At 36.4% G+C, this 3,049-nt stretch carries 2 protein-coding genes and 2 pseudogenes; 1 reads left to right on the forward strand and 3 read right to left on the reverse strand.

All coding sequences use genetic code 11. From position 1 onward, the window contains the following. Positions 1 to 399: 399 nt before the first annotated feature. Both cdaS and V7659_RS19815 read right to left on the reverse strand, forming a co-directional pair. Positions 400 to 975 carry a sporulation-specific diadenylate cyclase CdaS gene (cdaS, locus tag V7659_RS19810; RefSeq protein ID WP_335541630.1) on the reverse strand — a complete coding sequence of 192 codons (576 nt, stop codon included), beginning with the start codon at positions 973 to 975 and terminating at the stop codon, positions 400 to 402. A 240-nt stretch (positions 976 to 1,215) separates the two neighbouring features. Then, a pseudogene (locus V7659_RS19815) lies at positions 1,216 to 1,610 on the reverse strand (NAD(P)H-dependent oxidoreductase); the annotation flags it as partial. 243 nt (positions 1,611 to 1,853) lie between these two features. Here V7659_RS19815 and V7659_RS19820 point away from each other — a divergent pair. Continuing rightward, a complete protein-coding gene (locus tag V7659_RS19820) occupies positions 1,854 to 2,594 on the forward strand; it encodes a hydrolase (RefSeq protein ID WP_335541632.1) in 741 nt (246 codons plus the stop codon). 101 nt (positions 2,595 to 2,695) lie between these two features. Here V7659_RS19820 and V7659_RS19825 read toward each other — a convergent pair. After that, positions 2,696 to 3,049 (reverse strand): annotated as a pseudogene (locus V7659_RS19825) (NAD(P)H:quinone oxidoreductase, type IV); the annotation flags it as partial.

Genomic DNA, 3,049 nt, shown 5'->3' on the forward strand with positions numbered 1-3,049 from the left:
TCCTAAACCTTAATCCTTTCACTTATTTTGTAATCAAAGAATTTTCACTGCATTATATACTCTGCCAAATAAACTATCAGTTAGTTTTTGCCATTTTTGTTCCCCCTAATTTAGGAAAAAATTAAAAAGCCTGTTGTCCCATACTCATATGAGACGACAGGCTTACCCACTTGCTACTTACTCTAAAAAACGTAATCGATCGACAGCTGCTATATCTATGGATTAATTAGTTACTGTTGTCCATTGGATAACCAACAAATGGTATTATTATAATAAGGAGATTCCTTAAGAATCTCTCCCTAAACATATTTATTATTTGATTTATCTAAAAGATCAATTAATTCTGATTTTCTACTATAATGTCTTTTAAAAGGCACGAGTTTTGGCGTAGTCTTTGATCTATAATGAAATTTGACCCGTTTCTTCTGAAACAACAAGTGCAAGTGCATCACTTTGTTCAGATATTCCGAGAGCTGCACGGAGACGAGTTCCAAGTTTCTTTCCTTCATATACGTTTTTGGTTAATGGAAGAACATTGGCTGCTGAAACCACCACATTTCCTCGGATTAAAACTGCTCCATAATGGAGAGGGTTCCCAGGATAAAAAATTGATTCTAATAATTTTGGTGTGACCATTGCTCCAATTGTGGTTCCTTTTTGGATAATAGTCTCGATAGAGTCGCCTCGTTCGACTACTATCAATGCACCATGTTTTAATTTTGAAAGGTGCTGCACTGTAGTTGACAGATCCTTATATACATCAGTAAAAGAAGATAAATAACATTCTAAATAATAAGAGGCCGCCGTAGATTCAATTGAATTTAGCTGGTTTTTAGCATCCTCTAGACTTCCTAATACACAATAATTTTCATTTCCTAGAACGTTTAGGTTAGATTGGAGTATATGTATTAGATGTTTAATGCCATTTTCTAAATTCTCTTTCATAGGTGAAAAATCGCAATTTGTGTTCTCCAAGATGGTCCCTCCTGTTCGTTTCAGTAACTTTTGAATGATTACTTCCCAATAAGCACCATCTAAATAGATTCTGATTTAACTTAATATAAAAATGGTATGCTGTTTAAAGTGTTCCCTTCTTTTTGTTTAATGGATGACTAATATCGTGGGCTTTTAAAATTAAAATTTCAGCTTATTATCTTTCAATAAGTCGAAAAAAAAGCTAATCGTGAAGTTACGACTAGCCTTTTATCGAATAATTTATTGATTTGCTTTCTTTACCCACTCTGCAACTGCTACTGTACGCTTTGCTTGGTGTTTTTCAGCTTCTTGGACATCTTCAATATTTTTCCATCCTACCCAACGGTAACACTTGTTCCGTAAGGATTCCCCTTCAGCACCAAATGTTACTGGGTCTGTGTAACCAGGAGCAGCAACAATAGCACCCCAATGATACTTGGTTGTATAAATTGATAATATAGTTGCTTCTTGACCACCATGAGGGTTTTGAGCGGAAGTCATAGCACTTACGACCTTATTAACTAGTTTTCCTTTTAACCAAAGACCACAGTACTATCTAAGAATTGTTTCATTTATGATGGCATATTACCAAAACGAGTTGGTACGTTGAAAATAATGGTTTCTGCCCATTCTAGGCTTTTGGCATAGTGAGTTTCAAATTTTCCACTTAATTATCAGGGTCCACTTACTTTTTTAAGGAAACGACTGATATTATGGTTTCGGAATTTACATCCATGCAAATATAACCACTATTAGGGCTCCCATTACGAGAAGGTATCAATACCATTTGTAACAACAAGCCACTCAACATGTTCTTTTTGCATATATTACTTCATGAATAAAATTCTTATCCCCATGAATATTGGAGGGAAATTCACATGAACCCTGTAGTTTATAGGTGCCCAATTTGTAGAAACCAGTTTTACGGTAATCCTACCGAATTTTCTGGAAGGTCAAGGATAACAACGACAGAGCCACGTTCTCAGTATTTACTTACCCCGACTGACCATACTCTAATGTTAATTGACCATCAACCGCAAATGACTTTTTCAGTGCAATCACATGATATTGCACATTTGCGAAATAACCTCGCTGGATTGTCAAAAACTGCAAAATTATTTAGTATCCCTCTTATAATGACAACAATAACGGCAGCAACTTTTAGCGGTAAAATTTTATCCGAAATCCAATCAGTCTTTCCTGACCGAAGACCAATTGATCGAACAGCGATTAACGCTTGGGAAGATCCAAGAGTAGTTAGACAAATCAACGAATATGGAAAACGTAAAATAGTCATGGCGGGTCTTTGGACAGAGGTGTGTTTGCTTGAACCTGTACTAAGTGCTATCGCCGAAGGATATGAAGTGTATTTTATTACTGATGCATCTGGTGGAGTAAATAAAGAATCGCATGACATGGCCGTAATTCGTATGACACAGGCTGGAGCACGCCCAATCACTTGGTTACAATATTTGTTAGAATTACAGCGTGATTTTGCTATTAAAGAGACTTACAATGGGACACTCGATATTATAAAACAACACGGGGGTGCTTACGGACTGGGAATAATTTATGCGAATGAGATGTTCGGGATTCAGTACGGAAGAAAAGGAAGATGAAGTAAGTATAGTAAGCAAACAAGAAAAAGTACCCCTTAGTAGACTTTTTTAGCATCTACACTATGGGGTACTTTTTTTGTATAGCTTTTTACTAATAAAATTTATTGATTTGCTTTCTTTACCCACTCTGCAACTGTTACCGTACGCTTTGCTTGGTGTTTTACAGCTGATTGGACATCTTCAATCATTTTACCATCTTGCCCAACGGTAACACTTGTTCCGTATGGATTCCCTCCAGCACCAAATGTTACTGGATCTGTGTAACCAGGAGCAGCAACAATAGCTCCCCAATGATACATAGTTGTATAAAGAGATAATATCGTTGCCTCTTGACCACCATGAGAGTTTTGAGCGGAAGTCATTGCACTTACGACCTTATTCACTAGTTTTCCATTAAACCAAAGACCACCAGTAGTATCTAAGAATTGTTTCATTTGTGATGGCATATTACCAAA

Origin of the sequence: Neobacillus drentensis (genome assembly GCF_036966985.1) — a bacterium.
GTDB lineage: Bacteria > Bacillota > Bacilli > Bacillales > Cytobacillaceae > Neobacillus > Neobacillus drentensis_E.